This window comes from Sandaracinus amylolyticus (assembly GCF_021631985.1).
Lineage (GTDB): Bacteria > Myxococcota_A > Polyangia > Polyangiales > Sandaracinaceae > Sandaracinus > Sandaracinus amylolyticus_A.
On record NZ_CP070225.1, the window covers coordinates 5,193,618 to 5,211,637 of the forward strand.

Annotated in this window: 15 protein-coding genes; 5 read left to right on the forward strand and 10 right to left on the reverse strand. The window is 69.7% G+C overall.

What is annotated here, in order from left to right:
* Window positions 1-12: 12 nt before the first annotated feature.
* From I5071_RS21925 to I5071_RS21935, 3 genes are read left to right on the forward strand one after another with little or no spacing between them, the layout of a single operon-like run.
* Window positions 13-828 (forward strand): alpha/beta hydrolase, encoded by an 816-nt coding sequence (locus tag I5071_RS21925; protein ID WP_236607462.1) that lies wholly within the window; start codon window positions 13-15, stop codon window positions 826-828.
* A 20-nt stretch (window positions 829-848) separates the two neighbouring features.
* Window positions 849-1,739 (forward strand): CorA family divalent cation transporter, encoded by an 891-nt coding sequence (locus I5071_RS21930; RefSeq protein WP_236607463.1) that lies wholly within the window; start codon window positions 849-851, stop codon window positions 1,737-1,739.
* On the forward strand, window positions 1,736-2,644 hold the full coding sequence (locus I5071_RS21935; protein WP_236607464.1) for a PstS family phosphate ABC transporter substrate-binding protein: 909 nt from the start codon (window positions 1,736-1,738) through the stop codon (window positions 2,642-2,644). The genes I5071_RS21930 and I5071_RS21935 overlap by 4 nt, the downstream gene beginning before the upstream one ends.
* 17 nt (window positions 2,645-2,661) lie before the next feature.
* On the opposite strand, the gene I5071_RS21940 is transcribed toward I5071_RS21935, so the two are convergent.
* The 9 genes from I5071_RS21940 to I5071_RS21980 all read right to left on the reverse strand — a co-directional run bounded on the left by I5071_RS21940 (window position 2,662) and on the right by I5071_RS21980 (window position 13,020).
* Complete coding sequence (locus tag I5071_RS21940; protein ID WP_236607465.1) at window positions 2,662-3,132, reverse strand: macro domain-containing protein; 471 nt, start codon at window positions 3,130-3,132, stop codon at window positions 2,662-2,664.
* 138 nt (window positions 3,133-3,270) lie between these two features.
* The gene (locus tag I5071_RS21945) at window positions 3,271-4,107 is read right to left on the reverse strand and encodes a hypothetical protein (RefSeq protein WP_236607466.1); all 837 of its coding nucleotides are present in this window, start codon (window positions 4,105-4,107) and stop codon (window positions 3,271-3,273) included.
* Between the two features lie 196 nt (window positions 4,108-4,303).
* Window positions 4,304-5,704, reverse strand: a complete 1,401-nt coding sequence (locus tag I5071_RS21950; RefSeq protein ID WP_236607467.1) for a hypothetical protein — start codon at window positions 5,702-5,704, stop codon at window positions 4,304-4,306.
* Window positions 5,705-5,808: 104 nt separating this feature from the next.
* On the reverse strand, window positions 5,809-8,739 hold the full coding sequence (locus I5071_RS21955; RefSeq protein WP_236607468.1) for a TonB-dependent receptor domain-containing protein: 2,931 nt from the start codon (window positions 8,737-8,739) through the stop codon (window positions 5,809-5,811).
* A 53-nt stretch (window positions 8,740-8,792) separates the two neighbouring features.
* Window positions 8,793-9,239: an ExbD/TolR family protein gene (locus tag I5071_RS21960; RefSeq protein ID WP_236607469.1), complete on the reverse strand. Its 447-nt coding sequence runs from the start codon at window positions 9,237-9,239 to the stop codon at window positions 8,793-8,795.
* 3 nt (window positions 9,240-9,242) lie between these two features.
* Window positions 9,243-9,674 carry an ExbD/TolR family protein gene (locus I5071_RS21965; RefSeq protein ID WP_236607470.1) on the reverse strand — a complete coding sequence of 144 codons (432 nt, stop codon included), beginning with the start codon at window positions 9,672-9,674 and terminating at the stop codon, window positions 9,243-9,245.
* A 37-nt stretch (window positions 9,675-9,711) separates the two neighbouring features.
* Window positions 9,712-10,452, reverse strand: a complete 741-nt coding sequence (locus I5071_RS21970) for a MotA/TolQ/ExbB proton channel family protein (protein WP_236607471.1) — start codon at window positions 10,450-10,452, stop codon at window positions 9,712-9,714.
* Window positions 10,453-10,498: 46 nt separating this feature from the next.
* A complete protein-coding gene (locus I5071_RS21975) occupies window positions 10,499-11,299 on the reverse strand; it encodes an energy transducer TonB (protein ID WP_236607472.1) in 801 nt (266 codons plus the stop codon).
* 362 nt (window positions 11,300-11,661) lie between these two features.
* Window positions 11,662-13,020, reverse strand: a complete 1,359-nt coding sequence (locus tag I5071_RS21980) for a serine/threonine-protein kinase (protein WP_236607473.1) — start codon at window positions 13,018-13,020, stop codon at window positions 11,662-11,664.
* Window positions 13,021-13,104: 84 nt separating this feature from the next.
* Between I5071_RS21980 and I5071_RS21985 the strand changes: the two genes are divergently transcribed.
* Both I5071_RS21985 and I5071_RS21990 read left to right on the forward strand, forming a co-directional pair.
* Complete coding sequence (locus I5071_RS21985; RefSeq protein ID WP_236607474.1) at window positions 13,105-15,555, forward strand: TonB-dependent receptor domain-containing protein; 2,451 nt, start codon at window positions 13,105-13,107, stop codon at window positions 15,553-15,555.
* The gene (locus I5071_RS21990; RefSeq protein WP_236607475.1) at window positions 15,555-16,523 is read left to right on the forward strand and encodes a hypothetical protein; all 969 of its coding nucleotides are present in this window, start codon (window positions 15,555-15,557) and stop codon (window positions 16,521-16,523) included. Before I5071_RS21985 ends, I5071_RS21990 begins: the two co-directional genes overlap by 1 nt.
* Here I5071_RS21990 and I5071_RS21995 read toward each other — a convergent pair.
* Entirely contained in the window at window positions 16,492-18,018 is a 1,527-nt protein-coding gene (locus tag I5071_RS21995) for an O-antigen ligase family protein (protein ID WP_236607476.1), read from the reverse strand. The genes I5071_RS21990 and I5071_RS21995 overlap by 32 nt on opposite strands.
* Window positions 18,019-18,020: the final 2 nt, after the last annotated feature.

Here is an 18,020-nt window from a genome sequence, read left to right on the forward strand (position 1 = left end):
CGTGTCAGGCTCGTGCGAAGGGTCGCGATCGGCGCGATCCTCGTGGTGATCATGGTCTTCGGCTTCGCGACCCGACTGCAGCGTGCGCTGCTCTTCCACCCCGACGCCGCGCCCACGAACGAGGCGATCGCGGCGCGCGTGCCCGGCCTCGAGCGCTGGTGGCACGAGAGCGAAGAGGGGCGGGTCGAGGCGTGGTTCATCCCGGGCGACGGGGTCTCGGCGGAGTCGCCGGGCCCGCTCGTGATCTACGCGCACGGCAACGCAGAGGTGATCGATCCACTGCCGCTCTGGCTGGGGCCCTATCGCACGATGGGGATCTCGGTGCTGCTGCCCGAGTATCGCGGCTACGGGCGCAGCGAAGGCACACCGAGCGAGCGCGCGATCCGCGAGGACCTCGTCGCGTTCCACGATCGCGCGGTCGCGCGCCCCGAGGTCGATCCCTCGCGCGTCGTGCTGCACGGCGTGTCGCTCGGAGGTGGTGCGGTGGCGCAGCTCACGCGAGAGCGCCCGCCCGCGGCGATGATCCTGCAGTCGACGTTCGCGAGCGTCGCCGAGATCGCGTGGGAGCTCTATCGCGCGCCGCGCTTCTTGATCTCGGATCCCTTCGACACGATCCGCGTCCTGCGCGGCACGAGCACGCCCGTGCTGCTGCTGCACGGCCGGCGCGACACGGTGGTCCCGTTCGCGCACAGCGAGCGCCTGCAGCGCGCGCTGCCGCGCAGCGAGCTCGTCGCGTGCGACGCGGGGCACAACGATCTTCCGCCCGCCGATCTCGACTACTGGGGCGAGATCCGCGCGTTCCTCGAGCGCAGCGACGTCCTGCGCTGACGGGCTACGATGCGCGCCGAATGGCACGCATCGTCCCGGAAGTCTGGAACATCCCCGCTCGACTGCGCGAGAAGGTGGGCCCGCGCGCGGGCCGACAGCGACTCATGACGCTCGACGGGCACGTGCTGCTGCTCCTGCACCAGGTCCCCCGCGACGCCGATCCCGATCGCCACGCCGTCGTGTTCTGGCGCGACGTGGAGGGCGACTGGCGCTGCGCACCGGGCCGCGACGACATCGCGACCCTGCAGACGCACGTCGACGCCTACGCGAAGTACGTCGACGAGCTCGAGGAGCAGCTCGCGAAGGCGTGTCGCGCCGAGGAGTACCTCGCGGTGGTGCGCGCCGCGCGCCCGGTGCAGCGCGCCGCGCGCCACATGTACCAAGCGCTCGCGCAGCTCCGCGAGACGCTGCCCGAGGACGATCGTGTCCTGCCGATCCGCGACCTCGCGTACGAGGTCGAGCGCGCGATCGAGCTGCTCGTCGAAGAGGCCGACGGAGAGATGCAGTTCCTGGTCGCGAAGCGCGCCGAGGAACAAGCGCGCTTGTCGGAGCGGATCTCGATCCAGACGCACCGACTGAACATGATCGCGGCGCTCTTCCTGCCGATCACCGCGCTCGGCGCGATCCTCGGGATGAACCTCGAGAACGGCCTCGAGCACCTCCCGGAGCCGGTCACGTTCTGGTCGATCGTCGCCGGCGCGTTCCTGGTGGGGTTCTTGATTCGATCGCAGGTCGCGCGAGAGCGTGGCGGACGATTCGCCGTGGCGACACGGAGACGACACGGGTGCTCGGTCGAATCGCGCTCATGCGATCACGACTGCGCACACGTCTCGGAATCGGACTCTCGGTCTTTCTCGCGGCGTGCGACGGCGCTGCCGCGACTCCTCGGGACGGCGCGCAGCGCATCGTGATCGACGGGTCGAGCACGGTGTTCCCGCTGAGCGAGGTGGTCGCGGAGGCATTCCATCAGTCGTCGCGCGCTCCGATCAGCGTCGACGAGTCCGGCACCGGAGGCGGCTTTCGGATCTTCTGCGAGGGTGACAGTGCGATCCACGGCGCGTCGCGCCCGATCACTGCGGAAGAGATGGAGCGCTGTCGCGCGGGTGGCGTCGAGTACGTCGAGCTCCCGGTGGCGTACGACGGGATCGTCGTCGTGGTTCACGAATCGAATTCGTGGGCGAGCTCGATGACGCTCGCGGACCTGCGACGGCTCTTCGGGGCGGACGCGACGGAACAGGTGACTCGCTGGCGACAGGTGCGCGCGGAGTGGCCCGATCGCGAGCTGCACGTCTATGCGCCCGGCAGCGACTCCGGCACGTTCGACACGTTCACCGAAGCCGCGCTCGGGACGCCGCGCTCGATGCGCACCGACTACGACGCGAGCGAGGACGACGACTACATCGTTCGTCGCATCCTGCGCGATCCGAATGGGATCGGCTTCGTCGGATATTCGTACTTCGCGCACAACCGCGCGCTGCTGCGCGCGGTCGCGATCGACGATGGGAACGAGATGAACGGAGTCGGCGCGATCGCGCCCGGACCGGCGACGATCGCGGACGGCTCGTACCAGCCGCTCTCGCGCCCGCTCTTCGTCTACGTCTCGCGCGCTGCGCTCGATCGGCGCGAGGTCGCGCAGCTCACCGAGCTCTACCTGCGCGAGGCCCGCACGCTGGTGCCGCGCGCGGGGATGGTCACGCTGCGCCCGCGCGCGTACGAGCTCGGCCTCGCGCGGCTGCGCACGATGACGACCGGCTCGGTGTTCGCATACGCGCAGCTGCGCGAGGGGCTGACGGTCGAGCAGGCGCTCGAGGAGTGAGAGGGAGCGCGCAGCGCTCAGTGTCGACTGTCCGGAGCTGCCTCGTACTCCTCGAACACGATCAGCTCCACGTCGGTGCCGTCTCCGATCTTCGTCAGGAGCGCGCGCACGTCCGCCCACGCGAGACCGCCGAGACCCGCGGCGATGCGCGGCAGGCCCAGCGGTGAGATCCGATCACGCTCGGCGATCGCGACCATCGCACGCAGCGACGTTTCCACCGCCGTCATGGTGGCCTTCGTGCGCCACGTCTTCTGGGTCGCGAGGTTGAAGATCGTGAGGTCGTCGTCCTCGCGCCACGCGAAGACGTCGCCCGGCGCGAAGCGCCCGTCGGCACAGCGACGCCGGTACTCGGCGTACATCTTCGGAAACCTCGCCCGGAACTCGATGGCGATCCCGCGGCCCATCGCGCCCGCGCAGTTGCATCCGTGTGCGAGCCCCCGAAGGCCTTGCTGCGCGAAGAGATCGCCCTTCGTGAATCGGGTCGGCATGTGTGCTGCTCGTTGCACGAGCGCACGAGCGCGTCGAGAGAGAAACCCCAGAACGACGAAGCCCCGCGAGCGAGGGCTCGCGGGGCTTCTGGGCGGTCGCCGAGGATCCAAATCGCCTGCGCGACGGAACAGCTGACGTCAGCCCTCGCCGCTCAGGATCCGAGGCGCCTGGGACGCAGTGCAGATCGAGTAGTGTGGGCTGCAGCGAGTCGCGATCGCATAGCTCGCGGCATCCGAGGCGCTCTCGCATGCGAAGTGCTCGTCCCAGGTCGCACTCCCGCTGGCACCATACTCACCATCACATTGGTCGGAGGTGACCTGCGTGCCTCCAAACATGCACTCCTCGAACGAGCTGGAGTCGTCCCCGTCGCCGCGCAGGATGTCGTCACCACCGAAGCCGCACATCAGGTCGTCGGCTCCGTCGGCGTCGGAGTAGCCCTCATCCGGCCAATTGCTGTAGAGCCGATCCGGATTGCTGCTTCCGTACAGGTGATCCGCGCCGCCTTCGCCCTGGAGGGCGAGCCCGAACGAGAACGCCGCATTGAAGTCGGCGACGTAATTGCGGTGCGTCGCCGTTGCCGTGCAGAGCTGATCAGCTCCGACGTGCGGTCCGATCACGTCGTCGCCCTGACGCCCGAGCAGAGTCGCGGAGTCGGAGCTCGAGAGGCTCGTGGTGCACGACGTGAGATCCGTGCTCGTCCAAGTGGCGCCCGTCTGCCGACACACACGAGCGTAGTTTCGAACCGTTCGCACCCAGGTCGAACAGTTGGATCCCGAGTAACATGGCGAGCACTGTCCGAGACAGGCGGGATAGCCGAAGAAGGTCAGGTCTTCGTCGACAGCACGACCAATCGCAATCGCGTCCGCCGACGTGGTCCCAGTGTAGTAGGCGCATTGCGCCATCGCGCGATTCGACGAGGCGACGGCTATACCGAGCACGAGCCCAACCAGAATCGAAAACCAGAGTACGCGCATCAGAACGACCTTTCTGCGAGCGCCTGCAGATCAACAGCCCGCGTGCTGATGCTCTGATCGGAAAGTAGCGATGGCACGTCGATGGCGCGGCAGTCCCGCATCGGAGATCACCGGCAACGAGCGCGCGGAAACGCCAAAACGACGAAGCCCCGCGAGCGGGTGCTCGCGGGGCTTCGGTCAGGAACGTCTCAGTCGATCACTGGACCGGGAACGCCGTCCAGCCCTCGGTCCAGTCCGGGCACTCCGGACCGATCGCGCCGACGTAGGTCGCGTTCGTCGCGAAGCCCGCGGGCGGCGTCGCGCCGCCGGTCGCGACGATCGACTCGTCCGCCGGCGAGTAGTCGGGCGCCGTGTCGCTGACCGCGGTGAGCATCGGGTTCATGCCCACGCGGTTCATCGCGCCTGCCGCGCTGAACGCAGTGGCCTCGGCCGAGCCCGCCGTGAAGTCCGCGTCGTTGTCGTAGAACACGCTGTTGTTGAACGTCAGCATCGTGCCCGCGGCGGCCTCGCCGGCCGCATCGCGGACGTCCACCGCGAGCGGGAAGCCCTGCACGATCGAGTTGCGGATCGTGCCGTAGGTGCCGCGGCGGAGCACCGCGCCGACCTGGTTCGCACGCGTCGCGTCGGTCGTGACGATCGTCAGGTTGAAGACCGTCGGGTTCGAGCGCGGCGTCGCGTCGTTGCTGCCGTTGAGGTTGTCTGCCTCGATGCCGTTCGGGTCGCCGGTGCCGGCGTCCGAGAAGCGGTGGATGACCATGAACTGCACGCGGCCGACGAAGCCCTGATCCCAGTCGAGGCCGTCGTCCTCCATGCCGCTCGCGACGAGGTAGCGGAGGTTCGGCGAGCCGCCGAAGATCTCGAACGCGTCGTCGCTGCCGCGGTGCATCTGCACGAACTCGATGTCCGTGTCGCTGCCGCAGCCGCCGAGCGTGAGGCCGTTGAGCTCGTTGCCGACGCCGATCGCGCGGCCCGCGTACTCGATGCGGGTGTAGCGCATCGTGCCGCAGTCGTGCGCGGCCGCGGTGCCGCCGTAGACGCCGCGCGTGTCCGCCGCCTCGATGCCCTCGATGTTGTCGGTGCCGCCGGTCACGTTGATCGGCGCGTTGCCGAGGAGGACGATGCCGCCCCAGTCACCGCGGTTGCGCGCGCCCGCCGCGCGCGAGGACGTGAAGACGATCGGCGCATCCGGGTGGCCCTGCGCGTCGATGCGCGCGCCCGGCGTGACGATGAGCGCGCCGTCCATGTCGCCGACGATGCGGGTGCCCGCGCCGATCGAGAGGACGCCCGACGTGACGAACACGTTACCGGTCAGGCGGTAGGTGTTCGCACAGGTCCAGTTCGCGCCGGCGAGATCACCACCAGCGACGACGACCTCCGTCGGATTCGCAGGGCACGAGGGCGGCGCCGGCGGCGCGGCGATCTCGGGGCAGTACTCGGGGAGCTCGATCTGGCCGGCATCCGTGTCACCGGCGTCTTCGTCGTCGGGAGGACCCGAGTCCTCACCGCCCTGGCCCGAGTCGGTGCCGGAGTCCATGCGGATCGAGGCGTCGACGCCCGGATCGATCGAGTCGTCGTCACCGCAGCCGACTGCCGCCATCGACGATCCACCGAGAAGAAGCCATGCAATTGCCAGGCGCCTGATATCTCTCATGTTCTGTCCTTCGTTGGACTGCTTCGTCGCAGTCGTCGTGCGAGAAGTGCTCAGTACGAGTAGCCGACCGAGAGCGAGAACTGCGTGCCCGGGTCGTATCCGACGATGACGAAATCGCCCTGACGGAGCTCGCGGCGCTGGAAGAGGAGATTCTGCGCCGCGAATCGAATCGTCACGTGCGGATCGGGCTCCCACGTAGCCGTGAGATCGACAGAGTGGTACGGGTCGAGATAGACGTCGGGGAGCCCGAGCAGGCCGACGTCCTCCAGTCTCGGTCCGAAGATGTTGTAGTAGACGGCGAACGACAGATTGGTGTCGGGCGGCGCAATTCCCAGTTGCACGTTGACGATGTACGGCGGCTGTCCGGCGAGCGGCCGCTCCGAGCTCGTCGCCTGGAGGAGCTGGTCCTCCGTGAGGCGTGCACGCGAATAGACGAGCGCGAGATTGCCGCCGAGAGTGAGCCAATCCAGGCCGTCGACGAAGTGCCCGAAGTGCATCCGCGCCTCGAGCTCGACTCCGTAGTTCTCCGCGCCCGCGATGTTGCGATACGAGAGGTCACCGCCGCTCGACACGATCGTCTGCTCGATCGGCGCCTCGAACACCTTCGCGAAGCCGGAGACCGCGAGCACCTCGGACTCCGACGGGAACCACTCCCAGCGAAGGTCGAAGTTATGGATGTACGTGCGCTCGAGCTCCGGGTTGCCGGTGATGGTGCGACGGCGAACGAAATCCGCGAAGAGGAACGGAGCCAGCTCGCGGACCTGCGGTCGCGCGACGGTGCCCGCATAGGAAGCGCGGACGAACATGTTGTCGTGGATCTCGACGATCGCGCCGCCGCTCGGAAGCACGTCGACGTCGGTCCGACGCGTGCCGCGGATTTCGCTGGTCGTCATCCCGACCGGCGGAGCCGACTCCACGACCTGCCGGAACGCTTCGACGCGCGCGCCGGCGATCAGTCGAAGCGGCTGCCAGGGGCGCCACTCGCCCGAGAGATATCCCGCGTAGAGCGACTGCGTCGCATCATAGCTGTCGTCCTCTCGCGTGTACTCGCGGAGACTCGTGAACACGTTGATGAGCTCGGGCGAGAAGAGCGTCTCCGGCGGGAGCATCGTCCCCGACGGATCGGAGCCGGGTCGCGTCTGGAAGCCGAAGCGCCGGACTCGGAGGCCACGGTCGGTCTGACGCGTGAGACCACCGAGCCGAACCTGGAGCGTATCGATGGGGATCGTGAGATTCGCGCCCGCGCCGTACGTGACGTCGTCGAGATCGGAATAGAAGCGTGCACCGCTCTCGGGGCCGGGAGCCCAGAAGCGCTGATCGCCGTTCTGGACGTACAGGATGTCGCGCAGGTCGGGCTGTTCGCGCTGGCCGTAGCTGAGGTTGAGCTGCCAATCGAAGCGCGCGCCCGCCGGGAGATCGGTGTGCTCTCCGAGCAGCTGTCCGTACGCGAGAGTCCGCTGCAACCACGACTGGCGTCGCGAGTCGATCTGGGTGCCGTAGTACTCGCTCACGCCGGTGACCCGCCCGAGGAAGTTGTCGGCGTTCTGGCTGAAGAGACCTGTGAACGTGAGCTGGTTCCGGTCGACGACCTCGAACGTCACCGTCGCGAGCGCGCTGAGCTGCGCCTGGATCTCGACGCCCTCCTGCTGCAGCTCCTCGCGGAGCGTGAGCATCGCGTCCTCGCCTTCGCCTTCGAGGCGGACTGCGCGGATGACGTCGGGAATCGGTCGCTCGGTGTATCGATATCCGACCATCAAGAGATAGCCGAGCAGATGACCGCCGACGTCGATCGTGTCTCCCATGCTGAAGGAGAGCGAGAGATTGGGCCACGCGGTGCGCCGGTTGGTCTGCCACGTGTTCGGGAACTGCAGCGCGAGCTGGTCGCGCTGCTCGGGCGTGAGATCGCCGGCACGCACGTTCTCCGCGCCACCGGGAAGGGCGCGAGTGCCGTCGTCGAACCCGAGGAAGTCGGTGGCGCCGCCTTCGTACCCCAGCGTGCGCTGGAACGAGACGGCCGTGTTCACGCCGAACCCGAGGCCGAATCGGAGCTGGAAGTCCGAAGGGAACGTCTGCGTCGAGACGTCGACGAGACCGCCCGCCCAGTCGCCGGGCACCTCGGGCGTGAAGGTCTTGCGGATCGTGAGCGCCTCGAGCAGGCCGCTCGGGAAGATGTCGAGCTGCACGCCGGGCACGTCGGGGTCGGTGTTGGGCAGCGCGACACCGTTGAGCGTGGTGACCACGTAACGTCCGCCGAGGCCGCGCACGTAGACGTAGTCGTCGCGGGTCACGACACCGACGGTTCGACGGACGGCCTCGCTCGCGCTCGAGTCGGGAGAGCGGCGCATCTCCTCGCTGGAGATCGCGTCCTGCACCGCCGCCGACTCACGACGCATGCGCAGCTGCGACGCCGCCGTCCCGCGCTCCGCGCGGACCTCGATCACGATCTCCTCGCCGGTGCTCGTCTCCGAGCTCAGCTCGACGTCGACTGCCGTGCACGACCCGCGCGTGACGACGATGTCGTCGACGCGCGTCGGCTGATAGAGGTCGTAATACGAGCGGAGCGAGTACGTGCCCGGCGGGAGATCGATCGCGAAGCGACCGTCGTAGTCGGTCAGCACGCGAGTCCCGCGCCCGACGACGATCACCGGCGCTTCGATCATCGTCTCGCGCGTCTGCGCGTCGCGCACCACGCCTTCCACACCGGTGCCGCTGCAGTGCGGCGCGTCCGCGGCGAGCGCGGCGTCGATCTCGGCCTGCTCGGCCTCGCTGATGGCCGCTTCGTCGGCGGGCTCTTCGGCGGGCGCTTCCTCGGCGGGCTCGGTCGGCGCCGGGAGGGTCGCGTCTGGCGCGGTCGGGCCGCCTTCACCGCCCGCGGGGACGTCGCCGCCCCCGCCGCCCGGCGTCTGAGCGAGCGCGGGAGTCGTGACACAAAGCGTCGTCACAATTGCGAGGACGCACCTCGCCCAGAGCGTCGGATTCACGACGGCACGCATGGAACCTCGGAGGTGGATCGAATGACTCGGAAGCTTCGCGATCAGCGCGCGTCGGCGAGCGCTTCGGTCGCGACTGCGATCGTCGTCGCGCCGGCACCACGACACGTGTCGAGCACTTCGACCGCGCGGCCATAGGGAGCGTCGCTCTGCGCGTCGAAGAACACGGTTCGATCACCGCGCGCCGCGAGCACTCGGCGCAGTCGCGCCTCGAGCTGCGCGAGCGGCACTTCGTCACGATTGATCAGCACGCGACCCGCCGCATCGACGGTGACGACCGGCGGTCCGTCGTCGTCGCTCGGCGGCGGCGGAGTCGCCTCGGCCTCGGGCTCGCTCGGCAGATGAATCCAGAACTGCTTTGCGAGCATCGGCGTGATCACCATGAAGATGATCAGGAGCACGAGCACCACGTCGACGAGCGGCGTGACGTTCATGTCGGGCTTGTTGCGCCCCTTCTTCCCGCCCTTGCCGGTGGAGACCTCGAACGCCATCGCTCAGCCCTCGCTCTCTTCGCCGCCGCGCTCGCCCACGCGGAGCGAGACGCCCGGCAGACCGATCTGCTGGCACATGCGGAAGAGGCTCCGGACCTCTTCGTAACGGAGCGTCGAGTCGCCGCGCAGGATCACGCGACGCGTCGGCTCCGCTGCGTGGATCTCGCGCAGGCGCGTCTCGAGCGCGTCGCGCGGCATCTCGTCCTGCTCGAGGAAGAGCCGTCGATCCGCGGTGATCGAGACCGTGACCGGATCGGTGCGCCCGCGCGGATCTTCGTCGACGTGGAAGATGCTCGGCAGATCGACGGGCGCGTCGTTCTCCATGCTCGGGAGGACGACCATGAAGATGATCAGGAGCACGAGGACGATGTCGACCAGCGGCGTGACGTTCATCGCCGGGCTCGGTCGCGATCGCTTTCCACCGAAGCGCTTCATGCTGCGTGCTCCGTGTGTGCCAGTCCGATTCCGTCGCTCAGACGGCCTCGGCGGTCGCCAGCTCTTCCGACGGAGTCGGCGCGCGGCGCGTGCCGGTCTCGCGATAGGTGCTCACCGGCTCGCTGACCTCGAGCCGATCCGCGAGCTCGCTGCCCGCGTTCGTCAGGCCCATCTCGAAGCGCGAGATGCGGCCCGAGATCCAGTTGAAGAGGAGCACGGTGGGAATCGCGACGCAGAGGCCGTAGCCCGTGACGATCAGCGCCTCGCCGATCGCGGCGCCGATGGTGCCGATGCCGCCCGAGCCGCTCGCCGCGATCATCTGGAACGCGTTGATGATGCCGAGCACGGTGCCCAGCAGACCGACGAAGGGCGCCGTCGAGCCGGTCGACGCGAGGACGTTGAGGCCGCGGTTGAGCTCGTCCGACGTCGACTCGCCCTTGCGCTCGATCGCACGACGCGCGAGCTCGGCCGCGCGCTCCGGCGCGTCGCCCGCCTTGCTGCGGTCGAGGAAGACCTTGAGACCGGTGAAGAGCACGAGCGCGAGGTGCGAGCCCTTCGCCTTGCTCGCCTCGTCGAAGAGGCGGCCCCACTCGCCCTGATCCATCAGCGGCGCGGCCTTGCCCGCGAACGCGCGCGACGCGGCCTGCGAACGGAAGAGGAGCACGAGGCGGTCGATCGCCACCGCGATGCTCGCCACTGCCTGCAGCGTGAGCACGATGACGACGATCCGGACCGGGAGCCCCATCTCGTGCCAGAGCTCGAGAAGATTGATGTTCATCTGATACCTCGGGTGAGCGGAGAGTCGGAGTCAGCGTGCCAGTCGATCAGAGCGTGACTGCGATGGTGATCGGGAGTGTGTGAATCGCCGAATAGGGCGACCCGTCGGCGAGACGCGCAGGCTGGAAGCTGCTGCGCTCGACCGCGCGCACGATGTTCTCGTTGGGGATCAGCGGGTGTCCGCGGAGCACGTCGACGCGCATCACGCGGCCGTCCTCCGCGACCGTCACCCGCACGACGACCGTGATCCGCGCGATGCCCGCGGTGCGGACCTCGCTGGGGATGTCGAAGTTGCGCGCGATCTCCTCGCGATCGACCTGCGGGGGCGTCGAGCCCTCGATGACGCGCTGCGGGCCGCGGGGGCGCGCCGGCTCGGGTGCCGGAGCGGGCGTGGGCTCCGCGACGATCGCGGTGCCGGTGCCACCGGGCACGCCGCCGATCTGTCCATCGGGCGTGCCGTTGGGATCACCTTCTTGCTCGGGCCCGAAGGGATCGTCGGGCGGCGCGAGCGGCGCGTCCGATTCCTCCGGACGCTCGTCGGGGATCTCGTCGGGCTGCTGCAGCTCGGGGCGCGGGCGGCCCAGGCGCGCAGGCGCCGCGTTCGGCGGCGGAGGCGTGGCGACCTCGACCGGCGGCGGCGGAGGTGGCGGCGGCGGCTCGGGAGCGGCCTCGGGCGGCGGAGCGAACTCCACCTGCACGAGCTCCTCCTCGAGCACCACCTGCCGCACCATCGCGCTCGCCGCGACGACGGCACCGCTGATCGATCCGAACACGAGCACGGCCGCGCCGAGCGAGACGCCGAACCGACCGCGCCCTCCGGAACCGCTCTTGCCGAAGTCGTCGAGCATTCGTCTCCTCCGGTGGCGAACCCCTCCGGACGCGGCGCGTTCTCGCAGGCGTTCGTGGCGGCCGTGTGACACGCGAGTGGCATCGCGTGTCCCCCGCGTCGCAAGAGGCGCAGCGTGTGTCGAAGCGGCCGGATCCGAGGGAGCGCGACCGCGCGGGACCCGCCCGTTCGGAGCGGTCCGGCCCGATCCGAGATCGTCCCCCCGGTCGTCGGCGATGGATCGTTTCGGTGACGACCACGGCTCGCGCGCGCGGCGCGCGCGACACGCGATCAGCCCAGCGGGAGTGCTCGCCTGCGCAGGGCCCGCACGGGAGCGCGCGGACGGGAGAGCCCTGAGCGGGCGAGCCGATTTTGGACACGCGATCAGCCGATCAGATCACGCAGCGCGTTCGCGGCCAGCGCCACCACGAGGAGCGCCGCGACGATCGCGGCGCCCATCGCGAAGCGCGGTCGTCGATCGACGAAGAGCCCCATCTCGCGGGTCGAGCGCTTCATGAACGTCACCGGGCACTGCACGCGACAGCGCCCCTCGAGGATCGCCTCGAGCTCCGCGATCATCTCGTCGGCGCTCTGCCATCGCGCAGCGGGATCTCGCAGGAGCCCACGGCGACAGAAGTGCGCGAGCTCCGCGGGCACGCCCTGCGCGTTCGCGGGATGCGCGGGGAACATCGAGTGCACGCCCGCGGGATCCTGCCCGCGGATCGCCTCGAGCAGCTCACCGAGCGAGCCGCTCGCACTGCTGCGGTAGTGACGCAGGCCGAGCAGCTCGTGGAACACGAGGCACGCCGAGTAGAGATCGCTGCGCGCGTCGAGCTCGTCGTTCTTCCCCGCGGCCTGCTCGGGCGACATGTAGAGCGGCGTTCCGATGAGCGCGCCCGCGTGCGTCTCGCTCGCGCGGGAGGGCGCGGCACGCATCTCGTCGGGGCTCATGCGCTGGGCGTCGTCGTGCGCGCCGCTCTTCGCGATCGGACGCGCGACGCCCCAGTCCATCAGCACGACCTCGCCGTAGCGCCCGATCATCACGTTCGCCGGCTTCACGTCGCGATGCACGATGCCGCGCGCGTGCGCGTACTGGAGGGCGCGCAGCAGCCCGACGAAGATCTCGACGCGACGCGTGATGCCGTGCTCCGCGATCGCGCGCGGATCCCCGGCCTGGAGGCGCGAGACGATCGACTCGAGCGTCTCGCCGTCGACGTACTTCATCACGAAGAAGTAGCGACCGTGCTCGTCCACCCCGACGTCGTGGATCGGCACGATGTTCGGGTGCTCGAGGTTGCCGATGGTGCGCACCTCGTCGACGAAGCGCGCGACGACCGCGGGGCCCTGACCGAACGTCGCGCGCAGGCGCTTCATCGCGACGGTGCGGCCGATGTCGCGATCCTGGACGAGCGCGACCTCACCCATGCCGCCCTCGCCCAGCGCGCGCACGGTGCGATATCGCGGGCCGTTCGTGGGCACGAGGCGAACGCCCTTCCCTTCCGCCTCGATGCGCGGCAGCACCGACGTCGAGGTCGACGTCACGCGCGGCTCGCTCGCGCCCTCCGCGACCTGCGGCAGCGGCGCGGCGAGCGTCTCACCGAGCGCGACGGTCGCGTGCAGCGCGCCGGGCAGGCTCGCGTCGGCGACGGTCTCGGCGGTCGCGGGCGGTGGACGATCGCTCGCGCGCGGCACCTCGTATCCGATGGTCGTGTCCACCGCGCCCTGTCGCTCGCGCTGCTGCATGGTTCGAGGATCTCGGGCGCGAGGCTCCGAGCGCAAGCCTCACGCTCTTTACGAACGCGCGCGATCGGCCCAAAGTGCCGAGCCGTGTCTGGGAGACGCCCCGGGTGGCTCGCGCCGGCGCTGCTGATCGCGCTGGTCGTGACGTCTGCGAACGCAGCGCGTGTGACGGCGCAGGACGCGCCGGCGGAAGACGCACCCGCACGACCGAGCCCACCGCGGCTCACGCAATTCGTGCCGAGCGATCCGCCCGAGGGGCTCGAGGATCGCGACGCGGCGGTACTCTTGGAGATCACGGTCGCGGCCGACGGAACGGTGTCCGACGTGCGCGTCGTCGAGAGCGCGGGCGAAGGGCTCGAGGCGTTCGACGAGCGCGCGATCACCGCGGCGCGCGCGTTCGTGTTCGAGCCGGCGAGGATCGGCGAGCGCGCAGTCGGAGCGCGGATTCGGTATCGGTACGTGTTCGAGGGACGGGTCGTCGAGGAGGCCGAGGCCGAGACCGAAGCCGAGACCGAGGTCGAGCCCGAAGCGGAGGCTGAAGCCGAAGCCGAGGCTGAAGCGGAAGCCGAGACCGAGGCGGAGCCCGAGGGCGATTCGACGACCGACGAGGCGGTGTTCCGGGCGCGGGCCGAGGTCGAGCCTGCGCCGCGCGATGCCGTGCGGCGCGTGCTGCGTCGCGAAGTGCTCACGCGCATGCCGGGCACGCGCGGAGACGCGCTGCGCGTCGTCGAATTGCTTCCGGGCGTCGGACGTCCCGCGTTCGGCGGCGGCGTGCTCCTGGTGCGTGGCTCGGCGCCGGGCGACAGCCAGGTGTTCCTCGACGGCAATCCGGTCCCGCTCCTCTATCACTTCGGCGGACTGACCTCCTTCTTCAACTCCCAGCTGCTCTCGCGCATCGAATTCGTGCCCGGCAATTTCTCGGTGCGATACGGGCGCAAGATCGGCGGCATCCTCGAGGTCGATCCCCGCGATCCTCGCTTCGACGGATTCCACGGGTTCATCGATCTCAGCGGCGGCATCGACGCGTCGATCATGCTGGAGGGCCCGATCAACGAGGACTTCGCGTTCGCGCTCGCGTTCCGGCGCAGCTACATCGACGCCGTCCTCGCGCTCGCCCAGGACAGCCTCGGTGACGACGCGCCCGACTTCCTGACTGCGCCGGTCTATTACGACTACCAGGCGCTCGCGACGTGGACTCCCACCGACGCCGATCGGATTCGATTGGCGATCTACGGCAGCAGCGACGAGCTGCGCCTCTTGCTCGCGAATCCGTCGGACGGCGACTTCGCGGTGCGCGGCAATCTCGGGATCTCGACGCAATTCCACCGCATCCAGATCGGATGGCGACACGTCGAGGGCTGGCTCGAGCAGGACGTGCAGGTCGGCTTCGGCGTCAATCTGCTCGAGCTCGGCGTGGGCGATGCGTTCCAGCTCGAGGGCGAGTTCCTGCCGCTGAACATCCGCAGCGAGTGGCGCATGCAGCTCGCGGAGAACGTGCGGACGATCGTCGGCTTGGACATGCAGATCACGCCGCTGAGCCTGCTCTTCCGCGGTCCTCCGATCGGTCAGTCGGAAGGAATGCCGGCGATGCCCACCGACGAGCGCGTCGCCTTCTCGGTCGACGACGTGGTGGGCTATCGCCCCGCGGCCTACGTCGAGAGCGACGTGACGCTCTTCGAGCGGCTCGACCTCGTGCTCGGCGTGCGCGCCGACTGGTATCGCGAGATCGAGGAGCTGACGGTCGATCCCCGCATGACCGCGCGCGTGCGACTGACCGATCAGGTCTCGCTGCGCACCGGTGTCGGTCTCTTCTCGCAGCCCCCGGAATTCCAGGAGACCGCGGAGGGGATCGGCAATCCCGAGCTCGAGCCCATCCACGCGCTCCACGTCGGGCTCGGCGGCGATCTGCGTCTGCCCGAGCACGGGATGTCGTTCTCGCTCGACGGGTTCTACAAGCACATCTGGGATCGTGTGGTGTCGACGCCGCGCGGCGTCGCGCCGTTCTTCACGAACGACGGATTGGGGCGCATCTACGGCCTCGAGGTCGCGGCGCGCATGGAGCCCGACGGGCCCTATCCGCTCTTCGGATTCCTCTCGTACACGCTGTCGCGCAGCGAGCGACAGGACGGGGCGGGCCAGGAATGGCGCCTCTTCGACTTCGATCAGACGCACATCTTCACGCTCGCGCTGGTGTGGCGCATCGGACAGGGCTGGGAGCTCGGCGGCACGTTCCGACTGGTGAGCGGCAATCCGTACACGCCGATCAGCGGCGCGATCCAGGACGTGCGCACCAACACCTATCGACCGATCTACGGCGCGGTGAATTCGGATCGAAATCCGTTCTTCCACCGCCTCGACGTGCGCCTCCAGAAGCTCTGGAGGATCGGAGACGTGTCGCTGACGTTCTACATCGACGTGCAGAACGTCTACAACAGCACGAACCCCGAGGGGCGCATCTACAACTACGACTATTCCGAGTCGCGGGATCTGCCGGGGCTCCCGATCCTTCCGTCGATCGGAATCCGAGGAGAGCTCTGATGTCGGCGCGCAGCATCGGAGCCCTGCTCGCGGCAGGCGGCGTGATCGGAGCGTCGATGTCGCTCGCGTGCGGCCCCTCGCTCGATCCTCCGTCGGTGGTCGATCGCACGCGCATCGTGGCAGCGCGGGTATCGGTGGTCGGCGCGCCGGAGATCGCGCAGCCCGCGCCGGGTGACGCGATCCTGATCGACTGGATCACGATTCGTCCCGAGGAGCCCGAGGAGATCGCGGCGACGCTGGTCGCGTGCGCACCGCTGCCCGGCTCGACGGGGACGCCCGCGTGCACGCCGGGATCGATCGTCGTGCTCCCGCCGCGCGCGCCGAGCGTCGAGCCGCTGCGCACCGAGCTCGTGGTGCCGAGCGCGGCGATCGGCGAGCTGCTGATCACCGGCGCGGTGTGCGTCGGCGGCGGCGCGCCCGCGCTCGTCGATGCGACCGAGGTGCCGGAGTGCGAAGGCGGGCCCGAGGACGAGCGCGCCGAGCTCGTCGTGCTGAACGTCCCCCTCGCGATCGACACGACGAGGCCTGCGAATCGACATCCGTCGATCGCCGACGAGACGTGGACGCTCGCGGGCGAAGCGTGGGATCCGCCGAGCGTCGAGCCGGGATGCGCCGACGCGGACGTTCCCCACCTCGCCGCGAGTGATCGCGCCGACCGCACGATCACGATCACGGCGAGCGATGACGATCGCGAGCCCTACGTCGCGCTCGAGGGCGATCCCCCGACGCAGGTCGATCGTCGTGAGGTGCTGCAGATCTCGCACTTCGCGACCGCGGGTCGCTTCGCACGCACGTTCAGCGCGGTCGACGACACGACGACGCAGGACCCCGCGATCTCGATCGACTGGGCGCTGCCCGAGGCCGACGAGGTGCCCGAGGGTGGCCTCCTCGTGCGCTTCACCGCGGTGGTCCGCGACGGCCGCGGCGGCGTGGACGTCAGCGAGCGCGTGGCGTGCGTGGTGCCGTGAGCGCTTCGCACACCTCGCGCTCGATGCGCGGGCGTCGATGCCTCGGGCGCAGCGCGATCATCTCGTCGAGCACCGGGATCGCGTGCGCACAGTCGCGCTCCGCGAGCAGCGTCTCCGCGAGCCTCGCGCGCGACGTGTAGTCGCCGGGATCGAACCGCGCGGCGGCTGCGAGCGCGCCCGGCGTTCCGTGGGCGCGCAGCGCGAGCGCCTGGATCTCGATCGCGCGGTGGGTCGCTGCGAGCATCAGGCCGGTCGCGATCACGATCCCGAGCCACCGCGGCGCGCTCCACACGCGCACCTCGCGATCGATCGGCGGCACGAGCAGGACCGCGATCGCCGCGAGCGGCGCCGCGATCTGCAGCACCGAGTCGAAGAGCACGAGCGGGACCAGGGCGGCGAGGCACGCGAGGGACGCTGCGCGCAGCGATCGATCCTCGAGCCGCGAGATCACGATCACGAGCGCGACCAGACACACGAGGCCCGTGATCGCGCCGATCACGCCGCGCTCGATCGCGAGCGCCGCGACGTCGCTGGTGAGGAGTCGCCCGGTGTGCTCCCAGGCATCCGCATAGAACGTCGGATCACCCGGCGGGCTCACCGAGGGATATTCGACCGCCCAATTCCCCGGGCCCACACCGAGCCACGGATGCTCGGCGATCAGCGCGCGCGATGCGTCGATCTGCACGAGCCGTCCGTGCCCGCTCCCGCCGCTCGCATCGAGCAGGCGCTCGAACGTGTCGCGATAGGGATGCGCGGTGCGCCACGCGAGCGCGGGCCGCGTCAGCACGACTGCGGCGATGCCGCTCGCCATCGCGACCACGCCGCCGAGATGCCGCGCGCGACGACCGCGATCGAGCGCGGCCCACACCACCAGCGCGATCACTCCGGTCCCCAGCGCGAGCCAGCCGGCGCGGCTCCGAGTCACCACGATCGCGGCGCTCGCGAGCGCGACGACCGCCATCGCGCCGAGCCGCGACCGCGCGTGCTTCGCCACGATCGACGCGCGCCACGCGAAGGGCACGACGATCGCGAGCACGTGCGCGACCGTGTTGCGCTGCCCGAGCGTCGCGCCCGGCGCGCGCCCGTACGACGACATCCCGACGATCACCCCGTAGGCCTCGGCGAGCGTGATCGCGGCGAGCACGCCCGCCGCCGCGATCACCCATCCGCGCGCACGATCGCGCGCGTCCTCGTCCTCCTCACGCAATGCGGTCGCGAGCGCGACCGCGGCGACCGTCAGCGCCGCGAGGCGCGCGCCGATCCATCCGTTCGTCGCCGTCGCTGCGCTCGCGATCGACACCAGCGCAGCGAGGCCCGTCGCGAGGTCGAGGACGTCCCAGCGCACGCGGCGGGCGAGCCCGCCGATCGCGAGCGCCGACGCCGCGATCAGCGCGAGCTCCTTCGGCAGCTGGTAGCGATCGAGCGAGAGGTCGGCGAGCGGCGCGAACACGAACATCGCGGTGATCGCGGCCGTCGCCGCGACCGCCGCGATCACCG